This window comes from Pseudomonas sp. SJZ078, assembly GCF_007828255.1.
Classification (GTDB): Bacteria; Pseudomonadota; Gammaproteobacteria; order Pseudomonadales; family Pseudomonadaceae; genus Aquipseudomonas.
Genome location: NZ_VIUG01000028.1, coordinates 33952 through 57847, shown reverse-complemented (window position 1 = coordinate 57847; position 23896 = coordinate 33952). Strand labels below are relative to the sequence as shown.

The 23896-nt window shown below is 61.6% G+C and carries 19 protein-coding genes, 5 tRNA genes and 2 pseudogenes; 7 read left to right on the top strand and 19 right to left on the bottom strand.

The genetic code is table 11. The annotated features are described in order from the left end of the window. Nucleotides 1–31: 31 nt before the first annotated feature. Together FBY02_RS21550 and FBY02_RS21545 are read left to right on the top strand one after the other, a co-directional pair. Entirely contained in the window at nucleotides 32–922 is an 891-nt protein-coding gene (locus tag FBY02_RS21550; protein WP_144930179.1) for a LysR family transcriptional regulator, read from the top strand. Between the two features lie 67 nt (nucleotides 923–989). Continuing rightward, entirely contained in the window at nucleotides 990–4268 is a 3279-nt protein-coding gene (locus FBY02_RS21545; RefSeq protein ID WP_144930178.1) for an EAL domain-containing protein, read from the top strand. Nucleotides 4269–4390: 122 nt separating this feature from the next. On the opposite strand, the gene FBY02_RS21540 is transcribed toward FBY02_RS21545, so the two are convergent. The 11 genes from FBY02_RS21540 to uvrB all read right to left on the bottom strand — a co-directional run bounded on the left by FBY02_RS21540 (nucleotide 4391) and on the right by uvrB (nucleotide 12466). Beyond that, a complete protein-coding gene (locus FBY02_RS21540; RefSeq protein ID WP_041023758.1) occupies nucleotides 4391–4843 on the bottom strand; it encodes an Hsp20 family protein in 453 nt (150 codons plus the stop codon). A 120-nt stretch (nucleotides 4844–4963) separates the two neighbouring features. Next, entirely contained in the window at nucleotides 4964–5923 is a 960-nt protein-coding gene (locus FBY02_RS21535) for a tRNA-dihydrouridine synthase (protein WP_144930177.1), read from the bottom strand. A 79-nt stretch (nucleotides 5924–6002) separates the two neighbouring features. After that, nucleotides 6003–6461 (bottom strand): thioesterase family protein, encoded by a 459-nt coding sequence (locus tag FBY02_RS21530; protein ID WP_144930176.1) that lies wholly within the window; start codon nucleotides 6459–6461, stop codon nucleotides 6003–6005. 45 nt (nucleotides 6462–6506) lie between these two features. Then, nucleotides 6507–7340, bottom strand: a complete 834-nt coding sequence (locus tag FBY02_RS21525; RefSeq protein ID WP_144930175.1) for an alpha/beta fold hydrolase — start codon at nucleotides 7338–7340, stop codon at nucleotides 6507–6509. A gap of 29 nt (nucleotides 7341–7369) precedes the next feature. Beyond that, a complete protein-coding gene (locus FBY02_RS21520) occupies nucleotides 7370–7909 on the bottom strand; it encodes a TetR/AcrR family transcriptional regulator (RefSeq protein ID WP_144930174.1) in 540 nt (179 codons plus the stop codon). Between the two features lie 184 nt (nucleotides 7910–8093). Then, nucleotides 8094–8169, bottom strand: a tRNA-Glu gene (locus FBY02_RS21515). Between the two features lie 76 nt (nucleotides 8170–8245). Continuing rightward, a tRNA-Ala gene (locus FBY02_RS21510) sits at nucleotides 8246–8321 on the bottom strand. A 53-nt stretch (nucleotides 8322–8374) separates the two neighbouring features. After that, nucleotides 8375–8450: transfer RNA gene (locus FBY02_RS21505), tRNA-Glu, on the bottom strand. Nucleotides 8451–8528: 78 nt separating this feature from the next. Beyond that, a tRNA-Ala gene (locus FBY02_RS21500) sits at nucleotides 8529–8604 on the bottom strand. A gap of 146 nt (nucleotides 8605–8750) precedes the next feature. After that, complete coding sequence (gene gltX, locus FBY02_RS21495; protein ID WP_041023763.1) at nucleotides 8751–10232, bottom strand: glutamate--tRNA ligase; 1482 nt, start codon at nucleotides 10230–10232, stop codon at nucleotides 8751–8753. A gap of 218 nt (nucleotides 10233–10450) precedes the next feature. Next, nucleotides 10451–12466 carry an excinuclease ABC subunit UvrB gene (uvrB, locus tag FBY02_RS21490; RefSeq protein WP_041023764.1) on the bottom strand — a complete coding sequence of 672 codons (2016 nt, stop codon included), beginning with the start codon at nucleotides 12464–12466 and terminating at the stop codon, nucleotides 10451–10453. 332 nt (nucleotides 12467–12798) lie between these two features. Here uvrB and FBY02_RS21485 point away from each other — a divergent pair, with 332 nt between their 5' ends. The 4 genes from FBY02_RS21485 (at nucleotide 12799) to FBY02_RS21470 (ending at nucleotide 15020) form a co-directional block, all read left to right on the top strand. Next, nucleotides 12799–13995, top strand: coding sequence for an amino acid aminotransferase (locus FBY02_RS21485; RefSeq protein ID WP_144930173.1), 1197 nt, complete (start codon nucleotides 12799–12801; stop codon nucleotides 13993–13995). Between the two features lie 237 nt (nucleotides 13996–14232). Further along, nucleotides 14233–14308, top strand: a tRNA-Asn gene (locus FBY02_RS21480). A 246-nt stretch (nucleotides 14309–14554) separates the two neighbouring features. Beyond that, complete coding sequence (locus FBY02_RS21475; protein ID WP_024776483.1) at nucleotides 14555–14749, top strand: hypothetical protein; 195 nt, start codon at nucleotides 14555–14557, stop codon at nucleotides 14747–14749. 88 nt (nucleotides 14750–14837) lie between these two features. Beyond that, the gene (locus FBY02_RS21470) at nucleotides 14838–15020 is read left to right on the top strand and encodes a hypothetical protein (protein WP_024776482.1); all 183 of its coding nucleotides are present in this window, start codon (nucleotides 14838–14840) and stop codon (nucleotides 15018–15020) included. 9 nt (nucleotides 15021–15029) lie between these two features. Here FBY02_RS21470 and FBY02_RS21465 read toward each other — a convergent pair whose 3' ends face one another. Then, the gene (locus FBY02_RS21465; RefSeq protein ID WP_144930172.1) at nucleotides 15030–16091 is read right to left on the bottom strand and encodes an AI-2E family transporter; all 1062 of its coding nucleotides are present in this window, start codon (nucleotides 16089–16091) and stop codon (nucleotides 15030–15032) included. A 147-nt stretch (nucleotides 16092–16238) separates the two neighbouring features. Here FBY02_RS21465 and yegQ point away from each other — a divergent pair, with 147 nt between their 5' ends. Next, nucleotides 16239–17564: a tRNA 5-hydroxyuridine modification protein YegQ gene (yegQ, locus tag FBY02_RS21460; protein WP_144930171.1), complete on the top strand. Its 1326-nt coding sequence runs from the start codon at nucleotides 16239–16241 to the stop codon at nucleotides 17562–17564. A gap of 258 nt (nucleotides 17565–17822) precedes the next feature. On the opposite strand, the pseudogene FBY02_RS28850 reads toward yegQ, so the two are convergent. The 7 genes and pseudogenes from FBY02_RS28850 to FBY02_RS21430 form a co-directional block, all read right to left on the bottom strand. After that, nucleotides 17823–18416 (bottom strand): annotated as a pseudogene (locus FBY02_RS28850) (methyl-accepting chemotaxis protein); the annotation flags it as partial. Between the two features lie 312 nt (nucleotides 18417–18728). Then, nucleotides 18729–19502 (bottom strand): annotated as a pseudogene (locus FBY02_RS28845) (cache domain-containing protein); the annotation flags it as partial. A gap of 170 nt (nucleotides 19503–19672) precedes the next feature. After that, on the bottom strand, nucleotides 19673–20989 hold the full coding sequence (locus FBY02_RS21450) for a Na+/H+ antiporter family protein (RefSeq protein WP_178111954.1): 1317 nt from the start codon (nucleotides 20987–20989) through the stop codon (nucleotides 19673–19675). Between the two features lie 238 nt (nucleotides 20990–21227). Continuing rightward, a complete protein-coding gene (locus tag FBY02_RS21445) occupies nucleotides 21228–22541 on the bottom strand; it encodes a sensor histidine kinase (RefSeq protein ID WP_144930168.1) in 1314 nt (437 codons plus the stop codon). Between the two features lie 10 nt (nucleotides 22542–22551). Then, complete coding sequence (locus FBY02_RS21440) at nucleotides 22552–23220, bottom strand: response regulator transcription factor (protein ID WP_144930167.1); 669 nt, start codon at nucleotides 23218–23220, stop codon at nucleotides 22552–22554. After that, a complete protein-coding gene (locus FBY02_RS21435) occupies nucleotides 23220–23531 on the bottom strand; it encodes a PepSY domain-containing protein (RefSeq protein ID WP_144930166.1) in 312 nt (103 codons plus the stop codon). Before FBY02_RS21435 ends, FBY02_RS21440 begins: the two co-directional genes overlap by 1 nt. Then, nucleotides 23531–23839, bottom strand: coding sequence for a PepSY domain-containing protein (locus FBY02_RS21430; protein WP_144930165.1), 309 nt, complete (start codon nucleotides 23837–23839; stop codon nucleotides 23531–23533). The genes FBY02_RS21435 and FBY02_RS21430 overlap by 1 nt, the downstream gene beginning before the upstream one ends. Between the last annotated feature and the right edge of the window lie 57 nt (nucleotides 23840–23896).

Here is a 23896-nt window from a genome sequence, read left to right as displayed (position 1 = left end):
GCATAACCAACAGGAATTCACCGAAACCGCCATGGACCTCGCCAACCTCAACGCCTTTATCGCTATTGCCGAGACGGGCAGTTTCTCCGGCGCCGGTGAACGCCTGCACCTGACACAGCCAGCCGTCAGCAAGCGCATCGCCGGGCTGGAACAGCAGCTCAACGTCCGCCTGTTCGACCGGTTGGGCCGCGAGATCGGCCTGACCGAGGCGGGCCGGGCCCTGTTGCCCCGGGCCTATCAGATCCTCAACGTACTGGACGACACCCGTCGCGCCTTGACCAACCTGACCGGTGAAGTCACCGGACGGCTGACACTCGCCACCAGCCACCACATCGGCCTGCACCGCTTGCCGCCTCTATTGAGGGAGTTCACCCGATGCTACCCACAGGTAGCCCTGGATATTCAATTCCTGGATTCGGAAGTGGCTTACGAGGAAATTCTCCACGGCCGGGCGGAACTGGCGGTCATCACCCTCGCCCCCGAGCCGCATGCGTTGATGCGCGCCATGCCGGTGTGGGACGACCCCCTGGATTTCGTGGTGGCGCCGGAACACGCGCTGCTGGACAATCCCGCGGTCAGCCTGGCGGACATCGCCCTGCACCCCGCGGTTTTTCCGGGAGGCAACACGTTTACCCATCACATTGTCCGGCGTCTGTTCGAGGCCCAGGGCCTGACACCGAACATCGCCATGAGCACGAACTATCTGGAAACCATAAAGATGATGGTCTCCATCGGCCTGGCCTGGAGCGTCCTGCCGCGCACCATGCTCGATGATCAGGTGGCGCGCATCCCTTTGCCGGGCATACAGCTCAGTCGCCAGCTAGGCTATATCTTGCACACTGAACGGACGCTGTCGAATGCTGCGCGCGCTTTCATGTCCTTATTGGACGCACAAATCGATCTGCCAGGGACAAGGGCATAGGTTGTGCTACTCCTATAGAGCCGAAATGCCTGCGCTTAACGCCCAACTGCCCAAGGCTCGCTAGATAATGCCCAAACCCGCTGACCATCTTCCGCCCCTGCCGCGCATCCAGGCGCTTGACCCGAAACGGTCCGAGCAAAGCTGGGACAGTGCGCCGCAGTTACTGGCTGCGCTGAACGGTGCGCGGCTGGGTGCCTGGTCGTGGGACATCGACACCGGACGGATCAGTTGGTCCAGGGGTACCCAGGCGCTGTTCGGCTTCGACCCGCGCCAGCCGCTTCCGGCAGACGTGGATTACCTGGACCTGCTCTTGCCCGAAGACCGGACCAAAGCCGTCCGCGCCTTTCATGCGGCAGTGGCCGGCGCGCCGCTGGAGCAGGCGATGCACCATCGCATTGTCTGGCCCGACGGCAGCCTGCACTGGCTGGAAATCAGCGGCAGCGTATCGCCCGACAAGCACGGTCGCCCGCGCATGATCGGGGTCATTCGCGAAATTACCCACCAGCGCGAGCGCGAACAGGCGTTACGCAGTTCGGAAAAGCGCTTCGCCACGCTCTTTCATCTCTGTCCGAACATGGTCTTGCTGACCCGCCAGGAAGACGGGCTGATCAGCGAAGCCAACCAGTATTTCGAGAGCCTGTTCGGCTGGCCGGTACACGATGTCATCGGCCGTACCACCCTGGAGCTGGGCTTGTGGGTCGACCCCAGCCAGCGGGCCAAGCTGGTGGAGGCCACCAAGGCCAAGGGTGAACTGGTGAGCATGGAAGTGGAGTTCCGCGCCAGCAACGGCCAGATCCACAACGGCATCCTCAGCGCGCAGAAGGTCGAACTTGAAGGCCAGCCCTATCTGCTGAGCACGTTTCTCGACACCACAGAACGCAAATTGGCCGAACAGGCCCTCAAGGACAGCCAGGAACGTCTCGACCTGGCCCTCGACTCGGCGCAATTGGGCACCTGGGATTGGCACATACCCAGCGGCATGCTCTACGGCTCGGCCCGCGCCGCACAACTCCATGGCCTGGAACCCAAGCCGTTCCACGAATCATTCGACGCGTTTTTCGAAGGGGTACCCGACGAGGAGCGCAATAACATGCGCAATGCGTATCGCAGCCTGCGCGAAGGCCCGGCGGGTAATTATCAACTGACCTACCGCGTGCAATTGCCGGATGGCAGTTCCCGTTACCTGGAGAGCCGAGCCCGCCTCTATCGCAACGACGACGGCAGCCCCCAGCGCATGGCTGGCACTTTGCTGGACATCACCGATCAGGTGGAGCGCGAGCAAAGCCTGGCGGCGTCCGAGGAAAAATTCGCCACGTTGTTCCAGGTCAGCCCCGACCCGATCTGCGTCACCCACCAGGAAAGCAGCCGCTTCCTCGAGATCAACTCCAGCTTCACCCAGACCTTCGGCTGGTCCGCCAGTGACGTGATCGGCCGCAGCGCCGACGAAATCGGGCTCTGGGACGCTTCGGGCAACAGTCTGCAACGCATCGAACGGGTGATTCGCGAGCAATCGCTGAACAACGTTGCCATTGTCGTCCATCACAAGGACGGGCAGCCGCTGACCTGCGTGATCTCCAGCCGGCAGATCAACGTCAGCAACCAGCCCTGCATCGTCACCACCCTGCGGGACATCACCCAGCAACAACGCTCCGAAGCGGCCCTCAAGGCCAGCGAGGAAAAATTCGCCAAGGCGTTTCACTCCAGCCCGGACGCCATCACCATCACCGAACGCGAAAGCGGCCGTTACCTCGAAGTCAACGACGGCTTTTGCCGCCTGACCGGCTACCGCGCCGACGAAGTGATCGGGCACACGGTGTACGAGGTGGGCATCTGGGCCGAGGAAAAACAGCGCGCAGCCCTGTTGGCCGAACTGCAACTCAAGGGCCGCGTGCATCACCAGGAAATGCTCGGGCGCAACAAGCGCGGGGAATTGCTCACGGTCGAGGTGTCGGTCGAGCCTATTACGCTCAATGAGACGGACTGCCTACTGCTGACCGCGCGGGACGTGAGCCTGCTGCGCAACGCCGAGGCCCAGATCCGTCACCTGGCCTATCACGATCCGCTGACCAACCTGCCCAACCGGGCCCTGCTGATGGACCGACTGAGCCAGCAGATCGCTTTGCTCAAGCGCCATAATCTACGCGGTGCGCTGCTGTTCCTCGATCTTGACCACTTCAAGCACATCAACGATTCCCTGGGCCATCCGGTGGGCGACACGGTGCTGAAAATCATCACCGCGCGCCTGGAAGCCAGCGTGCGCCTGGAGGACACCGTCGCGCGGTTGGGCGGTGATGAGTTCGTGGTACTGCTCAGCGGCCTGGAAGGCACCCGCAACGAAGTCAGCGAGCAGGTGCAGAAACTGGCCGACACCCTGCGCGAACTGCTTTCGGAGCCGATGTTCCTCGACGGCCAGCGATTGCAGGTCACATCCAGCATCGGCATGGCTTTGATTCCCGACCATGGCTCCACCCCGACCGATCTGCTCAAGCGCGCCGACATTGCCCTCTATCGCGCCAAGGATTCGGGGCGCAATACCTCGCAGATGTTCCACACCACCATGCAAAAGGCAGCCAGTGAACGGCTGCGCATGGAAACCGACCTGCGCCAGGCCTTGGCCCGGGATGAGTTCAGCCTGCATTTCCAACCCCAGGTCGACGCCCGGGACAACCGTATCGTCGGTGCCGAAGCGCTGGTGCGCTGGCATCACCCCGAACTGGGTGCCCAGTCGCCCAATGAGTTCATCAAGGTTCTGGAAGACAGCGGGCTGATCCTCGAAGTGGGCACCTGGATCCTCGACGAAGCCTGCGATGGCTTCAAGCAGTTGATTGCCAAGGGCAAGATAGATCCGCAGCGGTTCAGCCTGTGCGTGAACATCAGCCCGCGACAGTTCCGTCAGAGCGATTTCGTCGAACGCATCGAGAACAGCCTCGCGATGCACGGCCTGCCTTGCACCATGTTGAAACTGGAAATCACCGAAGGCATCGTGATCCAGAACCTGGACGACACCATCGGCAAGATGCGCCGCCTCAAGAAACTGGGAGTGAGCTTCGCCATGGACGACTTCGGCACCGGTTATTCGTCGCTGACCTACCTCAAGCGCCTGCCGGTGGACACCTTGAAAATCGACCAGTCATTCGTGCGCGACGCCACCAGCGACCCCAACGACGCCGAGATCATCCGCGCCATCGTCGCCATGGCCCGCAGCCTCAACCTGGAAATGATTGCCGAAGGCGTGGAGACCCTGGAACAGTTGCACTTCCTGCAGGGGCTCGACTGCCATTTGTACCAGGGCTACCTGCACAGCCGGCCGTTGCCGCTGGATGCGTTCGAGCGGTTGTTGCCCTGATACAGGGCCAACAACAAGACAATTGTGGCGAGGGGATTTATCCCCTCGCCACAATTGAATTTCAAAAAGTTTTCGATATGAAAAAGGGCGCCCTTTCGGCGCCCTTTTTCAGTGGCGATGCATCAGTTCTGCAGCGCGGGTTGCTGCTGCGCACCGTTGATCGGAATGCGCTTGGCTTTCGCCTCTTCCGGAACCACCCGCAACAGGTCGATGCTCAACAGACCGTTGCTCAGGCCGGCGGATTTGATCTCGATATGATCCGCCAATCGGAAGGACAGCTTGAATGCACGCTGGGCGATGCCCTGATGCAGGTAGGTCACGCTGTCGTTGCTGGCCTCGCGCTTACCGCCGCTGATGGTCAGCACACCTTTTTCCACCTGCAGGTCCAGGTCTTCTTCCCGGAAGCCAGCGGCGGCGACTACGATACGGTATTCATCATCACCGTATTTTTCCACGTTGTAGGGTGGATAGCTGCTGCCCGGTTCGTTGCGCAGGGCGGTTTCGAACAGGTCGTTGAAACGGTCGAAGCCCACCGAGGAACGGAACAGAGGGGCCAGCGAAAATGCAGTACTCATGATTCAAATCTCCTGAAAAGTTCAGCAAGGTTTTTTGTCTCCGCGACCCGAATTCGGCATCGCGTACCCCTTATCTAGGGGTCGCCAAATACTTTTCAAGAGCTTTTTTCGAAATTTTTTTCAGGCCGCTTCGGGGCGCTGCACACCCAGCAAACGGCCTACGGCGTCGAGCTCGGTTTCCCGACGCAGCGCGGTGAACAGCTCGACCGCTTCGGGATAATTACGGGTCAACATCGCCAGCCACTGCTTCAACCGGCCGGGTGCCTGACGCGGTGTCAGTTGGTCGACCACTTGTACCCAGAAATCCTGGAGCATCGGTTGCAGCTCGGCCCAGGACATCTGCACCACCTCTTCACCGGCGCGGGCGGCGGCGATCTGCCGGGCCAGGTCCGGGCGGGAAACCAGGCCGCGACCAAGCATGATGTCCTCTACGCCGCTGATTTCACGGCAACGACGCCAATCTTCGACGCTCCAGATATCCCCATTGGCGAACACCGGCACCTTGACCACGTCCTGGACCCGGGGAATCCACTCCCAATGGGCCGGCGGCTTGTAGCCGTCAGTCTTGGTCCGCGCGTGCACCACGATGTGCGCCGCCCCGCCTTCGGCCAGTGCCGTGGCGCAGACCAGCGCACCGTCCGGACTGTCGAAGCCCAGGCGCATCTTGGCGGTGACCGGAATGTGCTTCGGCACGGCACGACGGACGTGTTCGACGATCTGGTTGAGCAGTTCCGGTTCCTTGAGCAACACCGCGCCGCCGCGGGACTTGTTCACCGTCTTGGCCGGGCAGCCGAAATTCAGATCGACCACCTCCGAGCCCAATTCACAGGCCAACGCCGCGTTTTCCGCCAGGCACACCGGGTCGGAACCCAGCAATTGCACCCGCAGCGGCACGCCGGCAGCGGTCCGCGCGCCGGTCAGCAGCTCTGGAGCAAGCTTGTGGAAATAGGCCGGTGTAAGCAGGCGATCATTGACGCGGATGAACTCGGTCACGCACCAGTCGATACCACCGACGCGTGTCAGGACGTCCCGCAGGATGTTGTCGACCAACCCCTCCATGGGCGCCAGGGCAATTTGCATGGGAAAACGCACTCAACGAAAAAACGTGCGGCAGTTTACCGGATTCTGTGGGAGCGAGCCTGCTCGCGATGGCGATGGGTCAGTTTGCAAGGATGCCGGCTGTGCCGCAGGCCTCCAGCGCCGGGCCATAGCCTTCGATGAACTCCGGCGGCATGCGCTTGGGCTTGCCGGTGGAGAGCTCAATGCAGACAAATGTGGTCTGCGCCCGCAGCACGGTGGTGTTGTCACTGGGGCGGATCAGCTGGAAATGCCGGGTCATCTTCAGTCGCTGGTCCCAATCGACGATCCAGGTGGCCAGTTGCAACTCGTCGCCTTCGTAGGCGGCCGCCAGGTAATCGACTTCATGGCGCACCACCGCCATTGCCCGATCCAGCCGGCGGTACTCCGCCAGATCCAGCCCCAGGCGCTGGGAATGACGCCAGGCACAACGTTCGAGCCAGGTGACGTAGACCGCGTTGTTGGCGTGGCCCAGCCCGTCGATGTCTTCGGCGGCTACTTGAAGATCAATGATGAACGGTGTTGCCCGATCCCAGCCCATGCCCCTCTCCCGGTCGAATGTGGATCGGGGCAGTGTACCGGATGCTCAAGCCGATTGCCGTGCCTGCAGATTGCGTCCTGCCAGCAGTGATAACACGCCATCGATGACACGAGGGTCGGCCAACACCCGCTGGTGCCCACCCTGGGGCAAGCGCAGCAGGCGGCTGTCAAACCAGGCCTCGTGAATCAACTGCGACTCGTTGACCGAGACGGACGTGTCGTCCTCGGCGTGGACGATCAACCCCGGCACATCCAGCTGATAATGCGCGACGTCCAGCTTCGAGGCGCGCATGCCCACGTCCTTTTCCACCTGACGAATGAAGGCCGAACGCGCCTGGGGCGGCAGGCCTACCAGCCGGGCGAAGCCGCGCAGCACACCCAGGATGCGTGCAGGAGCGGCGATGCTGACCAGCGTCTCGGTACGCAGCCCCAACTGAACCGCGAGCATGGCACTGGCCCCGCCCATGGAATGCCCGATCACCGCTTGCAACGGTGGCAATTCCGCTGCGGCTTCGAGCATCGCCCTGGCGAACGACAGGACGTTCGCCTCCCGGCCAGGCGAGCGGCCATGGGCCGGACCGTCCAGCGCCACCACCGTATAACCGGCATCCACCAACGCCGTGATCAGCGCGGCGAATTGCGTAGGCCGCCCTTCCCAGCCATGCATCAGCAGGACAGTCGGGCCTTTGCCCCAACACAGGGCAGAAAGACCGAAGCGCAAGGTGATGCGCTCGGAGCTTGCCAGCAATGGCAATTCCCAGTCCCGTGGCGGCATATTTCGGGGATGCATGAACAGCGCGCGCATTTTCCTAGCCACCAAACGCGGGGCCACCCGCCCCAGCGTGCCATTGACGCCACGAATCCAGCTCAATCTGTCCATCGCTCTTCTCCCACGGCTTGCGTCTTAACTCACCGCACCGCGGATTTGGCGGCGCGCAGCACACGATCCGATAACTCTCCCGGCCCCAGCGCCCGGGCCAGGGCCAGGCCGCCGACCATCAAGGCAATATCGGCAAGGGCTTTGTCGGCGTCTTCCGGGCTGGCCGCCAATTGCGCGGCCATTAACTCGATGTGTTCGTTGAGCACTTCACGAAACGGATCCGGCAGCCGTCCCAGCTCACCGATCGACGCCGGGATCGGGCAGGCGTTTTCGGTGGAGTCTCGATGCTTGCGCGACAGGTAGAACGCCGCCACCAGGGCACGCCGCTCTTCGCCGGTCAGTTCGGCATCCATGTCGGCGATCAGGCCGCGGCGCCGACTGAGCAGTTGCTTGAAAGCCTCCAGCATCAATGCATCCTTGCTTTCGAAATGGGCATAGAACCCGCCCACTGTCAGCCCGGCCGCAGCCATTACCTCGCCCACGCTCGGCTCGGCCGGACCACGCTGGATCAGCGCGTCGCTGGCAGCCTTGATAATGCGCTCACGGGTCTGTGCTTTTTTATCGCTCATCGTTCGCCTCCAAATATTACGATCACAATATTATTCACATAATAATTTTCCGCAAGCAGAATCTCGTTTCCGCTGGTCGGCCGTCTATTTTTCGAGGATGGGAGAATTGGCTGAACGCCAGACAAACAAAAGGGCCATTCAAGAATTGAATGACCCTTATAAAATCCCGCAGAGCGGGTAATCGTGGCGTCCCCTAGGGGACTCGAACCCCTGTTACCGCCGTGAAAGGGCGGTGTCCTAGGCCACTAGACGAAGGGGACACAAACCTTCTTGCTTGATCAGCGCTGAGAACTGATCGATTCAAGGCCGGTGTGGCCAGACCTTGAACCTGACGATTGGTGGAGCTAGACGGGATCGAACCGTCGACCTCTTGCATGCCATGCAAGCGCTCTCCCAGCTGAGCTATAGCCCCGGATTTTTCGCCTCGCGGCGGAGCGACATCTTGTAACATCGCTTCTGTAAAACTGGCGTCCCCTAGGGGACTCGAACCCCTGTTACCGCCGTGAAAGGGCGGTGTCCTAGGCCACTAGACGAAGGGGACGCAAACCCTTCTAACTGCTGATCAACACTGCGTGTCGATCGCTTCAAGACCGGTGTGGCCAAGCCTTGAAGTGTAAATTGGTGGAGCTAGACGGGATCGAACCGTCGACCTCTTGCATGCCATGCAAGCGCTCTCCCAGCTGAGCTATAGCCCCTCATCGCTGAGGACGGGGCGAATCTTAAGGGCGTATCGGAGGGCTGTCAAATTTATTTTCAACAAATTTGAAAATTTTTTGCCGGGATAACAATCACTTACCGACAAACCCCGGAAAACCGGGGCATGCCCTGCCCTGACGACCGCTTAGGCAATCGCGCCCAGCAGTTTTTCCCACTCTTTGTTTTCCTTTTTCGACACGCCACCGAGCAGATCGATGGCTTGGCGCAGGCGGAAACGGGTCAGGTCCGGCCCGAGGATTTCCATCGCATCGAGCACCGACACCGAGCTGGCCTGGCCGGTAATGGCGGCGAACATCAGCGGCATTGCGTCACGCAATTTCAGCTCCAGGGACTCGACCACGGCCTGGATGGTCGCGGTGATGCTGTCCTTCTCCCACTGGCGCAGGCTTTCGAGCTTCCACAGGATCAGCTGCATCAGCTGGCGCACCTGGTCGCCCGAGAGCTTCTTGGATTCGAACAGCTTCGCATCCGGCGTCACGCCACCGGCAAAGAAGAAGCCGGCCAACGGCGCGATCTGGCTGAACGTCTCCACCCTGCCCTGCACGTGGGGAGCGATCTTCATCATGTACTCGGGGTTCAATGCCCACTTCTGTACCCGTGCGGCGAACTCTTCCACCGGCAGGTCGCGCAGCCATTGACCGTTGAGCCAGGACAGTTTCTCGATGTCGAAGATCGGACCGCCCAGGGACACCCGCGACAGGTCGAAATGCTCGACCATTTCCTGCAGCGAAAACTTCTCGCGCTCGTCCGGCATCGACCAGCCCATGCGCCCCAGGTAGTTGAGCATCGCCTCGGGCATGAAGCCCATGCGCTCATAGAACGTCACCGAGGTCGGATTCTTGCGCTTGGACAGTTTGCTCTTGTCCGGGTTACGCAGCAGCGGCATGTAGCACAGCTGTGGTTGCTCCCAGCCGAAATACTCGTAGAGCAGGATCAGTTTTGGCGCCGATGGCAGCCACTCCTCACCGCGCAGGACATGGGTGATGCCCATCAGGTGGTCGTCGACCACGTTGGCCAGGAAGTACGTCGGCAAGCCGTCGGTCTTCATCAGCACTTGCATGTCCATGCGATCCCATGGGATCTCGACATCGCCACGCAGCATGTCCGGCACCACGCAAACGCCTTCGCTCGGCACCTTCATGCGGATCACATGGGGCTCGCCGGCGGCCAGGCGCCGGGCGACTTCCTCCTTGGACAGCAGCAGCGCGCGACCGTCGTAGCGTGGGGTTTCACCGCGGGCCATCTGCTCGGCGCGCATCTGGTCCAGCTCTTCGGCGGTGCAGAAGCAGGGGAACGCATGCCCCATGTCCACCAACTGCTGGCAATACTGCTTGTAGATGTCGCCACGCTCGCTCTGCCGGTACGGACCGTGCGGGCCGCCAACGTCCGGACCTTCGCTCCAGTCAATGCCGAGCCAGCGCAGGGCGTCGAAAATCTGCTGTTCGGACTCGCGCGTCGAACGCAACTGGTCGGTGTCCTCGATCCGCAGGATGAACTCACCGCCGTGCTGCTTGGCAAAGCAATAGTTGAACAAAGCGATGTAGGCGGTGCCGACATGAGGATCGCCAGTGGGCGAAGGCGCGATGCGGGTACGGACGGTGGTCATGGCATGTCTCGGAAAGAATAGAAAAGCGAAGATGAAACAGGGGGCGAATGGTAACAGGCGTTGGTGGGCGGGCTCCAGTCAGAGGGGATAACCTTCAGACCGAGTTGCCCCATTCGCGGGCAAGCCCGCTTCCACAGGATCGCTTTACAGTCTGGACGACGCGGCCAACTGTGGGAGCGGGCTTGCTCGCGAAGAGGTCAGCAAAGCCCGCGCAAGACTCAGACAGTCAGCAACCGCTCCCGCAACTTGCCAATCTCGTCCCGCAACTGCGCCGCCGCCTCGAACTCCAGGTCCCGGGCCAGTTGGTACATCTTCTCTTCCAACTGCCGGATGCGCTTGGTGATTTCGCTTGGCGAGCGCAGTTCCGCTTCGTAGCGGGCGCTCTCTTCGGCGGCCTTGGCCATGCCCTTGCGCTTCTTGCTGCGCGAACCGGGCACGGTGGCACCTTCCATGATGTCGGCCACGTCCTTGAACACCCCCTTGGGCGTGATGCCGTTGGCTAGGTTGAAGGCGATCTGCTTGTCGCGACGGCGCTCGGTCTCGCCGATGGCCCGCTCCATGGAACCGGTGATGCGGTCGGCATACAGGATCGCCCGACCGTTGAGGTTACGCGCCGCCCGGCCGATGGTCTGGATCAGCGAGCGCTCGGAACGCAGGAAGCCTTCCTTGTCGGCGTCGAGGATCGCCACCAGCGACACTTCCGGCATGTCCAGGCCTTCGCGCAGCAGGTTGATGCCCACCACCACGTCGAAGGTGCCCAGGCGTAAGTCGCGGATGATCTCGACCCGCTCCACCGTATCGATGTCCGAATGCAGGTACCGCACCCGCACGCCATGGTCGGCCAGGTAATCGGTGAGGTCTTCGGCCATGCGCTTGGTCAGGGTGGTCACCAGGACCCGCTCATCGATGGCCACGCGTTTGTTGATTTCCGACAACAGGTCGTCGACCTGGGTCAGTGCCGGGCGCACTTCGACTTGTGGGTCCACCAGGCCGGTCGGCCGTACCACCTGCTCGACCACGCGGCCAGCATGCTCGGCCTCGTAGTTGCCGGGGGTGGCCGAGACAAAAATGGTCTGCGGGCTCACGCTTTCCCATTCATCGAAGCGCATCGGCCGGTTGTCCAGTGCCGAAGGCAGGCGGAAGCCGTATTCCACCAGAGTCTCCTTGCGGGACCGGTCGCCTTTGTACATCGCGCCGACCTGGGGCACGCTGACGTGGGATTCGTCGATCACCAGCAGGGCATCGGCCGGCAGGTAGTCATACAAGGTCGGAGGCGGCGCACCCGCCGGGCGGCCCGACAGATAGCGGGAGTAGTTTTCGATGCCGTTGCAGTAGCCCAGCTCAAGGATCATCTCCAGGTCGAACCGGGTCCGCTGCTCCAGGCGCTGGGCTTCCACCAGCTTGTTGTTCGAGCGCAGGTACTCCAGGCGCTCCTGGAGCTCGGCCTTGATCCCGTCAATGGCGTCCAGCAGGGTTTCCCGTGGCGTGACGTAATGGCTCTTGGGGTAGAAGGTGAAGCGTGGCAGCTTGCGGATCACCTCGCCGGTCAGCGGGTCGAACGCCGAAATGCTCTCCACTTCGTCATCGAACAGCTCGATGCGGATCGCCTCCAGATCGGATTCCGCCGGGTAGATGTCGATCACATCGCCGCGCACCCGGAACGTCGCCCGGGCGAAGTCCATGTCGTTGCGGGTGTATTGCAGGTCCGCGAGACGGCGCAGCAAGGCACGCTGATCTAGCTTGTCGCCGCGATCCACGTGCAGCACCATCTTCAGGTACGTCTCCGGACTGCCCAGGCCATAGATACACGACACCGTGGTGACGATGATCGCATCCTTGCGCTCGAGCAATGCCTTGGTCGCCGACAGACGCATCTGTTCGATGTGGTCGTTGATCGAGGCATCCTTCTCGATAAAGGTATCCGACGACGGCACGTAGGCTTCCGGCTGGTAGTAGTCGTAGTAAGAAACGAAGTACTCCACCGCGTTATTGGGGAAAAACGCCTTGAACTCGCCATACAGCTGCGCCGCCAGGGTCTTGTTCGGCGCCAGCACCAGGGTCGGGCGCTGCACCTGGGCGATCACGTTGGCGATGCTGAAGGTCTTGCCCGAACCGGTCACACCGAGCAATGTCTGGTGGGCCAGCCCCGCCTCGATGCCTTCGACCATCAGGCGAATGGCTTCCGGCTGGTCGCCAGCGGGCTTGAATCGGGTGACTAGCTGGAATTCAGACATAACATAACCCCTGGGTTCACGCCTGTCGGCCAGGCGACGGGAATGAGGAAGACCGAAACGACTGATGTCGCCCGAGGAAAAAATTGGAATACCGACAATGTGGAGGTGAATGCCTTCGCTTTCAAGACGAACGTCCTACACGCCTTTGAGTCTTTGACGCGGCGAAGGGACTAACGGTCGAAAAAAATCGAAAATACTTACCGTAAAAACCGAATCGCCTGTCGCCCTGCCCGGTGATGGCCTCTATACTAGCTCCCCGTTTGTGCACCGCTCTAGTGCATCCGGCTGGAGCGCCACACGTCCCCCCACACTCCATTCAGAGCCGCGCACTAATGAGCCTGTTTTCCGCTGTCGAATTGGCACCCCGCGACCCAATCCTGGGCCTCAACGAAGCATTCAACGCCGACACCCGTACCGATAAGGTCAACCTGGGCGTGGGCGTTTACTGCAATGAAGAGGGGCGCATCCCGCTTCTGCGCGCCGTTGTCGAAGCCGAGACGATTCGCGTGGCTCAGCACGTTTCCCGTGGCTACCTGCCGATCGACGGCATCGCGGCCTATGACCAGGCGGTCCAGACCCTGCTGTTCGGCAAGGACTCGCCACTGATCGCCTCCGGCCGCGTCATCACCACCCAGGCGGTAGGCGGCACCGGCGCACTGAAGATCGGCGCCGACTTCCTCAAGCAGCTGCTGCCTGACGCCGTCGTGGCCATCAGTGACCCGAGCTGGGAAAACCACCGCGCCCTGTTCGAAACCGCCGGTTTCCCGGTGCAGAACTACCGCTATTACGACGCCGCCACCCACGACGTGAACCGTACCGGCCTGCTGGAAGACCTCAACGCCCTGCCCGACCGCTCGATCGTCGTGCTGCACGCCTGCTGCCACAACCCGACCGGCGTGGACCTGAGCCCCGAGGACTGGAAAAACGTACTGGCCGTGGTCAAGGCCAAGCAGCATGTGCCGTTCCTGGACATGGCCTACCAGGGCTTTGGCGACGGCATCGACGAAGACGCCGCGGCCGTGCGCCTGTTCGCCGAATCGGGGCTGACCTTCTTTGCCTCCAGCTCGTTCTCCAAGTCGTTCTCGCTGTACGGCGAGCGCGTTGGCGCCCTGTCGATCGTCAGCGAATCGAAGGAAGAAAGTGCTCGCGTGCTGTCCCAGGTCAAGCGCGTGATCCGCACCAACTACTCCAACCCGCCGACCCACGGCGCCAGCATCGTTGCCGCCGTGCTCAACAGCCCCGAACTGCGGGCCCAGTGGGAAGCCGAACTGGCAGAAATGCGCCTGCGGATCCGCGGCATGCGCAACCAGATGGTAGACATGCTGGCCAAAGCCGCGCCGCACCGGGACTTCAGCTTCGTCGCACGCCAGCGCGGTATGTTCTCCTACTCCGGCCTGAGCGTTGAACAAGTGACGCGCCTGCGCAACGAGTTCGGTATCTATGCCCTGGACACTGGCCGCATCTGCGTGGCCGCGCTGAACCAGAAAAACATTGAGGCGGTGACCAAGGCGATTGTTCAGGTGATCTGATGTCTGGCGCAGACTCTGTGGGAGCGGGCTTGCTCGCGAAAGCGGTGTGTCAATGATGCATATATGATTGACACACCGCTTTCGCGAGCAAGCCCGCTCCCACAAGGGTTCTGTGGCTTGAGCAGTATCTGTGTGAAGCGGTAACAAGTGTTTGAAAAGGCCCCCACGGCCAATCAAACCCACCGCCCACCACCCAAAGCTTGACTTCTCTTTTCCAATCAGTAACATACGCGTCATTCCGCGATAGCTCAGTTGGTAGAGCAAGTGACTGTTAATCACTGGGTCCCTGGTTCGAGTCCAGGTCGTGGAGCCAGACAGCAACATCAAAAGCCCCTGAATCGAAAGATCCAGGGGCTTTTTTGTGGGCGAAAAACCTGCTGGAGGCCGTATAAGGCCCGCCAGAGGTCGCTACCGGAACAATATTCCGGCGCCAAGAAGGCATCATGGTCTGAATCCTGCTTTGTTTTCCGCCAATTCGAGCTGTCATGTGAACGTCATGGCAGTGCCGCAAGCTGGCTCTGTCCGTCAACAACAGCTTCATAACAACAAGGACGAAGGTATGCCCACGCAAAATCCCCACCGCATCGTCGGCCTGTGCACCTCCGGCAAGGTGTACAACGTGCTGACCGAGCTCAAGCACCTGGAAGGTCACCGCACCGCCAAGTTCCTTTCGTTGTTGACGGAGAACCTGGTGCGCAAGGGCGTGCTCAATGAACGGGAAGTGGTGCATATGCTCGATCTGGTGGTCGATTGAGCGGCATCGATTCCCACTATTGAAGCAGTTGATTTTTCCCTTTGCCGGCTGAGTCGTAAGGTAACCCCATCGATAGATGGAGGTTCCCATGCTCAACATTCAAATCATGTCTGTCATCGGCAGCGCCGTCCCCGCCGCACTCCGTGAACGTGGCCTGTTGGCCTGCTGGTATCTGGTCCAGGATGGGGTCACCATCAGCGGCCCACTGACTTCATTGCCCGCCGCCCAGGCCTTGTCGCAGCGCATCGGCACCTACATGTTGAGCGCGTGACAGTCACGGCTAGGGCAATTTCACCCGAGGCGTGCTTTCGACAAACAAGGCCCAGCAGGAAATGAACAAGGCAGCGATGAGCGGCCCGATCACGAAGCCGTTCAGCCCGAACACCGCCAGGCCGCCCAGTGTCGAGACCAGCACCATGTAGTCAGGCATCTTGGTGTCCTTGCCTACCAGGATCGGGCGCAGGAGGTTATCCACCAGGCCGATCACGAACACGCCGAACAGCGTCAGCACAACGCCTTGCCAGATCGCACCGGAGAGCAGGAAATACACCGCCACCGGCGCCCAGACGATGCCCGCCCCCACCGCCGGCAATAGCGACAGGAAGGCCATCAGCACGGCCCAGGGCAACACCGTTGAAATACCCAGGACCCAGAAGATCAGCCCACCCAGCGCCCCCTGGGTGATCGCGACCAGCAGGTTACCCTTGACTGTCGCCCGCACCACCCGATTGAACTTCAACTGCAGGCGCCGTTTCTGGTACTCGGCCAGGGGGATGGCCGCGCGTACCTTGCGCACCAGTTCCGCGCCGTCGCGCAAGAAGAAGAAAAGCAGGTAGAGCATCACAAAGAAGCTGACCAGGAACTGAAACGTCCCCTGGCCGAAGCTGAAGGCCTGGGTGGCAAAGAACTCGCTGCCCTGCATGGCGCTCTTGACGATCTTGTCCCGCAACCCGCTCAGGTTACCCAGGCCGAAGCGGTCCAGCAGATGCTGGAAATATGGCGGCAAGGCGTCCTTGAACCGCGCCAGGTAGTCGGCAATGTCCAGCTCCCCGCTTTCCAGGCTCTTGTACAGCGCCGTGCCTTCCTGGACCAGCAGCGTGCTGATGACGATCACCGGCAGGATCGCGATGAGCACACAGATGCCCAGGGTGAACAGTGAAGTGACATTGCGCGGCCAACCGAACTTCAGTTGCAGGCGATGCTGCATCGGCGCGAAAACGATGCCGAGAATGACCGCCCAGAATACCGCGCCATAGAACGGCAACAGGATCCAGATGAAGGCAATGCTGACCAGGATCAGCAGCAGCATCTGGGATTTATATTGCAGGCTCTTTCGGTTCATTGGCTTTCCATGTCACAGGCTCGATAAGTGTTAGTCCGTCGGGATTCGCCGGAGTGCCGTTGCGTTCACCGTCCTCATTGATCCAGATCAATAACGCCAGGCCGGCCGTGGCGTACCGTCGGCGCTTTTTTGCGATCAGACGCCACCATGCCCCTCGTAGCCCCTGAACTGCTTGCCCCGGCCGGCACCCTGAAGAACATGCGCTATGCCTTCGCCTACGGCGCCGACGCGGTCTACGCCGGCCAGCCGCGCTACAGCCTGCGGGTGCGCAACAATGAATTCGATCATTCCAATCTGGCCTTGGGCATTCGTGAAGCCCAAGCTTTGGGCAAGCGCTTCTACGTAGTGGTGAACATTGCGCCGCACAACGCCAAGCTGCGCACCTTTCTCAAGGACCTCGAGCCGGTGATTGCCATGGCGCCCGATGCGCTGATCATGTCCGACCCGGGGCTGATCATGCTGGTGCGACGGCATTTCCCACAGATGCCGATCCACCTTTCAGTGCAGGCCAACACGGTGAACTGGGCGAGTGTCGAGTTCTGGCAACAACAGGGCCTGAGCCGGATCATTCTTTCCCGGGAACTGTCCCTGGAGGAGATCGCCGAAATCCGCCAGCAAGTGCCGGCCATGGAACTGGAAGTGTTCGTCCACGGGGCGCTTTGCATGGCCTATTCCGGGCGCTGCCTGTTGTCGGGCTACCTGAACCGACGCGACGCCAACCAGGGCAGCTGCACCAACGCCTGTCGCTGGAAATACTCAGCCCAGCCAGCGGTGGAAAACGCCGTGGGCGACATCGTGCACAGCTATCAACCCGAACCCACCCTGGGCCTCGGCGCGCCCACCGACCAGGTATTCCTGCTGCGAGAGGCCAACCGTCCGGACGAATCCATGCCGGCGTTCGAGGACGAGCACGGCACCTATATCATGAATGCCAAGGACTTGCGGGCGGTGCAGCATGTGGAGCGTTTGACCCATATGGGCGTGCATTCCCTGAAAATCGAAGGCCGGACCAAGTCGCACTTCTACTGCGCGCGCACCACCCAGGTGTATCGCCGTGCGATCGATGACGCCATGGCCGGCCGCAAATTCGACCTGGGCCTGATGACAGACCTGGAATCACTGGCCCAGCGCGGCTACACCGAGGGCTTCCTGCGCCGGCATGTGCATGATGAATACCAGAACTACCAGAACGGCAGTTCAGTGTCGGAGCGCCAGCAGTTCGTCGGCGAACTCACCGGCGAGCGGCGCGAACGCCTGGCCGAAGTGCGGGTCAAGAACCGCTTCGAGCTGGGCGACCACATGGAATTGATGACGCCAAAGGGCAATTTCCACTTCGACCTGCATCAACTGCAGAACGTGAAAGGCCAGAGCATCGACGTCGCGCCTGGGGACGGGCACTTGGTGTACGTGCCGATACCGGATGCGGTGGATCTGCGGTTCGGGCTGTTGATGCGGGATGTGCGCAAGCCATAGGACGCTGAACACACCAAAAACTACTGTGGGAGGCTTGCTCGCGAATGCGGTGTGTCAGGCAAGACAGTCACTTCTGACACACCGCTTTCGCGAGCAAGCCCGCTCCCACAAGGGGACATGTATTGGTTTCTGGATCACGGCAAAAACTGCTGAAGGCTGCGGTCCTCCTCTCCCGATAAGGCCCGGTTGCCCAGGCGGAACATCTGGATCGAGAGCGAAAGACCGCAGCCTTCGGCAGCTCCTGCCGCGCCGCCTGGGTCAGATACGGAACTGTCCGACCAGTTTGCCCAGGCGCTGGCCCAGCTCGTTCAGGCTGCGGGAGGTCTGGGCACCGAGTTGGGTTTCGTCGGCCACGCTGTCCACCGCCACGGCGATCTGATGCACGCTGCGGTTGATTTCCTCGGCCACCGCGGTCTGCTCTTCCGCGGCGCTGGCGATCTGGGCGTTCATCGAATTGATGGTGCCGATCAACTGCGCCATGGTGTCCAGGGACGCTCCCGCCTCGTTGGCCCGCACCGACGTGCCATCACCCGCCTCACTGGAGCGACGCATCGCCTCCACGGCCGCATGGGTACCCGATTGCAGGCGTTCGATCATGCCCTGGATTTCCTGGGTGCTCTGCTGGGTCCGGCTGGCCAGGGCCCGCACTTCATCGGCCACCACGGCGAAACCACGCCCCGCTTCCCCGGCACGCGCCGCCTCGATGGCTGCGTTGAGGGCCAACAGGTTGGTCTGCTCGGCAATCGAACGGATCACCCCGAGCACGCTGACAATCGAGGCCACGTCCTGTTGCAGGCTGTCCAGGGACACGCCACTGTTGCGGATATCGTTCACCAGCGCATGAATCTGCTGGATGCTGCCGGCCACCACCCGCTTGGCGGACTGACCTTCTTCGTCGGTCTGCTGGGCGGCCACGGCGGCGCCCTGGGCGCTGCGGGCCACTTCCTGGGCGGCGGACGACATCTCGTTGATCGCCGTGGCGACCTGGTCGGTTTCGTGGCGCTGGCGCTCCATGGCCTGCTCGGAACGTTGGGCCTGCTCGGAGACCTGAGTCACCAGCCCGGTCAGTTGCGAAGTCATGTCGGTGATCTGCCGCACCAGGCCGTGGATCTTGTCGACGAAGCGATTGAACGAGCCGGCCAGTTGGCCGAGTTCGTCCTGGCTGGTGATTGCCAGACGCCGAGTCAGGTCACCCTCGCCCGCCGCGATGTCGTCGAGGTTGTCTTTCATCAGGTGCAAAGGTCGCAGGATGGTGTTGGCCAGCAGCACGCCCACCACCGCAATCACCAGCAGCACCACGGCGGCGATGCCGATGATGCTCAATATCACGCCTTGCACACGCTCATGGACCTTGGCTTCCACCAACGCCACCTGGGCTTCGATGCCGTCCAGGTTGACCGAACTGCCGACCGCCATGTCCCACTTGGACAGGTATTCGGTGTAACCGAGCTTGGGCACCAGGTCCTTGCTGCCGGGCAGTGGCGAGCTGTATTCGAGGTAGTGGGTCCCGTCCTTGGCGACTTTCACCAGGTCACGGTTGACGTAGACACCGTTCGGGTCGCGGTTGTCCTTGAAACTCTTGCCCACGCCGTCGGGGCTGTTGGCCTTGAACAGGCGCACGGTTTCGGAGTCGTAGCCGAAGAAGTAGCCGTCCTTGCCGTAACTGATGTTCGACAGCAGCTTGATAGCCTCGGCCCGCGCCGCGTTATCGCCGGGAGCGGCCGCATCGTACAGCGGCTTGATGGCGGTCAGGCCCACCGCTACGTAGCTCTGCAGCGTCGCCTTGGCGTCGGCGAGCAGCCGCTCGCGGGTCTGCTTGACCTCATTGCTGGCCTGCTCCTTCAAGATGAAAGCCGTGGTCAGACTGATGATCACCGCGGACAACAGTACCGGCAATATTGCCAGGGACAGGACTTTAGCCTTCAGGCTCAGGCGCATGCTGTTCACTCTTGTTGGTGTTATTGGCGTGGTTAGCTGTATTAACGGCAAGCTTGGGGAAAACTGTAGGGCAATCTCAAAAGCAATCGCGAGCAGGCTCGCTCCCACAGGGAAATGCATTCCAATGTGGGAGCGAGCCTGCTCGCGATGGAGGCGACTCGGTCTTCGAACTACAACACCATCGCCGCCACCCAACCAAATGCCAGCAGCGGCAAGTTGTAATGGATGAAGGTGGGAACCACGGTGTCCCAGATATGGTGGTGCTGGCCGTCGACGTTCAGGCCGGAGGTCGGGCCGAGGGTCGAGTCCGAGGCAGGCGAGCCCGCATCGCCCAGGGCGCCGGCGGTGCCGACGATGCAGACGATCGCCAACGGGCTGAAGCCCAGTTGCAGGCACAGCGGCACGAAAATCGTCGCCAGGATCGGTACGGTGGAGAACGACGAGCCGATGCCCATGGTCACCAGCAGGCCCACCAGCAACATCATCAGCACGCCAATGCCCTTGCTGTGGCCGATCCAGGCCGCCGAGGTTTCCACCAGGCTCTGCACTTCACCGGTGGCCTTCATCACCTCGGCGAACCCCGAGGCGGCGATCATGATGAAGCCGATCATCGCCATCATCTTCATGCCTTCGGTGAACAGGTCGTCGGTCTCGCGCCAGCGCACCACCCCCGACAGCGAGAAAATCAGGAATCCGGCCAGGGCCCCGATGATCATCGAATCCACCAGCAACTGGATCGCGAACGCTGCCACCACGGCGAGCCCCGCCACCATCAGGCTCATCGGGTTGTAACGCACCGCCACCTGCTCGACCCGGGCGATCTTCTTCAGGTCGTAGACACGCTTCCTGCGGTAGCTGAACACCGACAGCAGCAAGCCGAAGACCATGCCCAACGCCGGAATGCCCATGGCATGGGTGACGTTGATGCCACTGACGTCCACGCCGCTGCGGGCGATATTGGCGAGCAGGATTTCATTAAGGAAGATATTGCCGAACCCCACGGGCAGGAACATGTAGGGGGTGATCAGGCCGAAGGTCATGACGCAGGCGATCAGCCGGCGATCCAGTTGCAGCTTGGTCAGCACGTAGAGCAACGGCGGCACCAACAGCGGAATGAAGGCGATGTGGATCGGCAGGACGTTCTGCGAGGCGACGGCCACCGTCCCCAGCAAGCCGATCAGCACCCATTTGACGCCAGAGCCACCGGCGGCGTCCTGGCGATCCACCAGGGCCAGCGCCTTGTCGGCCAGGGCATGGGCCATGCCGGACTTGGCGATCGCTACCGCGAAAGCGCCGAGCAGGGCATAGGACAATGCCACCGTCGCACCGCCACCAAGACCCGAGTTGAACGCCTTGAGCGTCGCCTCGATGCCCAGGCCACCCGTCAGGCCACCCACCAACGCGCCGATAATCAGCGCGATCACCACATGCACGCGGGACAGGCTGAGCACCAGCATGACGCCAACCGCGGCAATTACTGCATTTATCATCGTTACCTCAAGGCACAGCGGTGGAAAGCCACCGGAAAAAAGGCGGGGACTTTGCAGCAAGCGGCGCCAAGCTGCAAGGGCCGTGCGGCGGGTTTCGAGGTGTTCTCAGAATTCATCCTGTGGGAGCGGGCTTGCTCGCGAAGGCGGTGTGTCAGTCATTAATACATAACTGACACACCGCCTTCGCGAGCAAGCCCGCTCCCACAAGGGACATGGGGTGTGAGCGAAAATCTTGTCAACGCCGCGGCAGTTCGATCAGGACTTTCAGGCCGCCCCACTCGCTGTCGTGCAGGGTCAGCGTCCCGCCCCAGGTATCGACGATGTCCCGCACGATACCGAGCCCCAGGCCGTGGCCGTCGGTCTGCTCGTCCAGGCGCGTGCCCCGGCTGAAGACCTGCTCGCGCCGCTCCTCGGGAATGCCCGGGCCGTCGTCTTCCACCGCCAGGATGAATGTCCCGGTCGTCTCGGTCACGGTCAGGCGCACTTCGGCATCCGCCCACTTGCAGGCGTTATCCAGCAGGTTGCCCAGCAGTTCCAGCAGGTCTTCGCGGTCCCAGGGCAGGTGCTGCCCTGGCGCGGCTACGTAACTCAGGTGCAGATGCTCGCCATGGATCATGTTCAGCGTCGCCAACAGCCCTGGCAGTTCCGCATCGCAGTCCAGTTGCGCACCGGGCAAGGCATCGCCGGCCAATCGGGCGCGGTTGAGCTCACGATTCAGGCGTTGGCGCACCTGCTCCAATTGTTCGAGCAGCAAGCTGCGCAATTCGGGGTACGGGTCGAGTTTTTCGTTCGAGGCCAGGCTCTGCAACACCGCCAGCGGGGTTTTCAGGGCATGGCCCAGGTTGCCCAGGGCATTGCGCGAGCGCTTGAGACTGTCTTCGGTGTGGGCCAGCAAATGATTGATCTGCGCCACCAGTGGTTCCAGCTCAAGGGGCACCTGTTCGTCGAGTTGCGAGCGTTGTCCACGCTGCAACTGGGCGATCTGTTCCCGCGCTCTCTCCAGCGGACGCAGGGCGCGGCGCACCGTGAACCGTTGCAACAACAGGATCAGCAACAGCCCCGCCAGGCCGAGGCCAAGGCCGATCTGCTGCATGCGCAGGAAACTGTCGCGCACGGGCGTGTAGTCCTGGGCCACGCTGATGGAAATCGCCTGGCCCAGGCGCCGGTAGTCCGTGCGCAATACCAGCAGTTTCTGGCCTTCAGGCCCCAGTTGCAGGTTGGCGTGCAGGCCCGGATGGTCGAGCCGGGGCAGTTCCTGGTCCCAGAGGGAACGGGAACGCCAGTGCACATCGGCGAAATCGATGCGGAAATAATGTCCGGAGAACGGTCGCAGATAGGCTGGCGACAAACGCCGCTCATCCAGTTGCAACCCCTGGGGACCACGCACCAGGGCCACCAGCAGGCTTTCGCTGTCGTTGCGCAGCCCGGCTTCCAGATAGCGCTGCAGTCCCAGCTCGAACAGCCACAGACTGGTCTGCGCCAGGACCAGGCCGACCACCACCATTACACCGATCAGGCCCAGGCTCAGCCGTCGCTGGATGGACCTCACTGCGTTGATCTCACTGCGCCTGCCCGCCGAACAGGTAACCCTGGCCGCGACGGGTTTCGATCACGCTGCGTCCCAGCTTGCGTCGCAGGTGATTGACGTGGACTTCCAGCACATTGGAGTCACGCTCGGTTTCGCCGTCATACAGATGTTCGGCGAGATGGCTCTTGGAGAGGATCTGCTCGGGGTGAAGCATGAAATAGCGCAGCAAGCGAAATTCAGCGGCGGTCAGTTGAATGTCCGCGCCGTCGCGGACCACGCATTGGCGCCCCTCATCCAGATGCAGCCCGGCAGCCTGGAGCGTCGGCTGGTTGGCCTGGCCATGGGAGCGGCGCAGCAATGCCTGGACCCGCAGGTGCAGTTCCTCGGGATGAAAAGGCTTGGTCAGGTAATCGTCGGCACCGGCCTTGAGGCCTTCGATGCGTTCGGCCCAGGAACCGCGGGCGGTGAGGATCAGCACCGGAGTACTCATCCCGCCGGCACGCCATTGGGCCAGTACCTCAAGCCCCGGCACACCCGGCAGGCCAAGGTCGAGGATGATCAGGTCATAGGGTTCGCTGCTGCCCTGATACACCGCGTCGCGACCGTCGGCGAGCCAGTCGACGGCATAGCCCTGCCGTGTCAGCCCGGCCATCACCTCGTCGGCCAGGGGAACGTGATCTTCCACCAGAAGCAGGCGCATCAATCTTCCTTATCTTTGAGTAAGCGGCCGGATGCGGCCTCCAGGTCCAATTCGCGCACAACGCCGTCGGTATCCAGCAGCTCGACCTCATAAATATAGACACCGTGTTTCTCTTCCAGCTCAGCCTCCAGCAACTTGGCGCCGGGGTGCAGGTCCAGAGCCTGTTGCAGCAGTTGTTCCAGCGGCAGTATCACCCCCCGCTGGCGCAGTTGCAGCGCCTCGTCCTGGTCCAGGTCCCGCGCCATGACCACCGAACAAAACGCCAGCAGCGCCAGCGGCCATCGACTGCGGGCGCAGAGATTAAGCTTCATTAAGTATCCTGATGATTCTTGAGCACCTTGCCGGTAACAGCGTCCAATTCCATATCCCATTCAATGCCCTGGGTGTCGCGCAACTCCACTTGATAGATGAACTTGCCGTACTTTTCTTCCAGCTCGGTATCGGTCAAGGTGGCGCCAGGGTGTCTGGCCAAGGCAGCGGCATTGAGTTTTTCAAAGGATTGAATGGTACCAGCGTCTCGCAGTTTTCGGGATTCCGCGGGGCCGAGGTCCCGTGCGTAGGCAAGGCTGGCGCCCAAAGCCATGAGCGTTGCGATGAAAAAGGCAGTCAGGCGGTTCAAGGGTTATCTCCTTTTTATAATCGTCACGGGGCGACTGTAGCCGGGTGAACTTAACTG